This window comes from Deltaproteobacteria bacterium (assembly GCA_016875395.1).
GTDB lineage: Bacteria > Myxococcota_A > UBA9160 > UBA9160 > UBA6930 > VGRF01.
The window spans coordinates 1-1,416 of the sequence record VGRF01000082.1 but is presented as its reverse complement, the minus strand read 5'-3'; the positions used below and the strand labels follow the sequence as shown (position 1 = coordinate 1,416).

Annotated in this window: 1 protein-coding gene; it reads right to left on the bottom strand. The window is 60.9% G+C overall.

All coding sequences use genetic code 11. From position 1 onward, the window contains the following. The coding region (locus tag FJ091_22220; GenBank protein ID MBM4386065.1) for a hypothetical protein at positions 1 to 1,416 on the bottom strand (1,416 nt) is incomplete at both ends.

Genomic DNA, 1,416 nt, shown 5'->3' with positions numbered 1-1,416 from the left:
AGCCGTCCATCGTGGTCAGGCTACCAACCAGCTTGCCATCTGCGCCGCGAGTCGCAACGACCCAGGGCCCATCCTTGGCGGTCGGGTCGTACGCGATCACGGTCGAGATGCCGGCCGGTGTCGCCACTGCGTTGATCGCCGGGTCAACCGGATCGGTTCGCAGCGAGACCAGGTTCCAGCCCGGGTTCAACGGCAACTCGAACTTCGCCCTCTCCGTGATCGTCAGGGTCAGAGTCGTCGCGGCCGACTTGTTACCTGCGTCGTCCGTGCCCTGAATAACGAACGTGTGGGTGCCAACCGCCATGTCAGCGGTCGCCTTGTAGGTGTATTTTGTCTTGTCGGTCGAAGCGGACAGCTTGGCCGAGATGTCAACGCCGCTCGTCGTGGCCTGCTGGATCGAGACAACCGCCTCAGAGAACACGAAGACCACGAACGGTTGCCGATCCTCCGTAGTGGCCGTCTGCAGTGCGACCGTCGGCGCCGTAAAGTCCAGCGTGAACTTGATAGCCGCGCTATTGGTCGAGTCGGCGTTTCCTTTCGTGGTCGAGTTGGTCGCACCATCGATCGTACCGGCAGTGTCAGTTCCGATGACCCTGACCGACTTGGTACCAGCTGCGGAACTTCCCTTTGCGTAGGTGGCAACCCACTTGTTACCACCCTGGTTGACCGCCGGAATTATCTTGTCCGATACCGACCCAGTGTTGAAGACCTCCACCGCGGGGTCGCCGGTAATCGTCTCGTCCGACTCGATCGTGATCGTCATCGCGTCTTTCGTGACGGTACCCGGGTTCGCCGCAGACGATCCACCGGACAGGGTGACCGTCAGACCAGGCTTAATCGAGTCTTTTGCCGTGATAGACGCCAGTGAAGCGGCCGTAATCTTGTTCCCGGCCGAATCCGTGATGTCTCCCACGATCGTGACTTTCGGCAGGTCGTTCGTCTTCATGGCAGTGGCCAGCGTCAGGAACACGCTGGCAGGTGAGCCTGAGAAGACTTCCGCCGCGGTCGGCGTCTGATCGACCGACGAGATCGTTACCTTGAAGTCCGAGCCTTGAACCGACGTCGCGTCGATGTCGTCGTTGAACCGGACCTCTATGCTCGTCGCTTTGTCCTGTGCAAGCGCCGGCGTCGAGAGTGCAGTGTCCCAGTAGTGACCGGTGAACGTTGAATCGGTCTTGAGTGACGGAACCGTCTGGTCGATCTTGACTACGTACGCCGCACCACGTCCTGCGGGTTGACCTTCACCACCACCACAGCTGGAGGCGGCGGTACATGTCACGAGGACGTTGTCGCTGATGTCGCCGTCCGAGTCTGTCCAGCCGTCGTTACCGGCCAGGTCGGTAAGCGTGAGCAGCCAGTCAACCTTGTGGTTTGCCTGAGCGCCACCCGTAAGTGGTGTGTCGGCGCCAGGCGTGA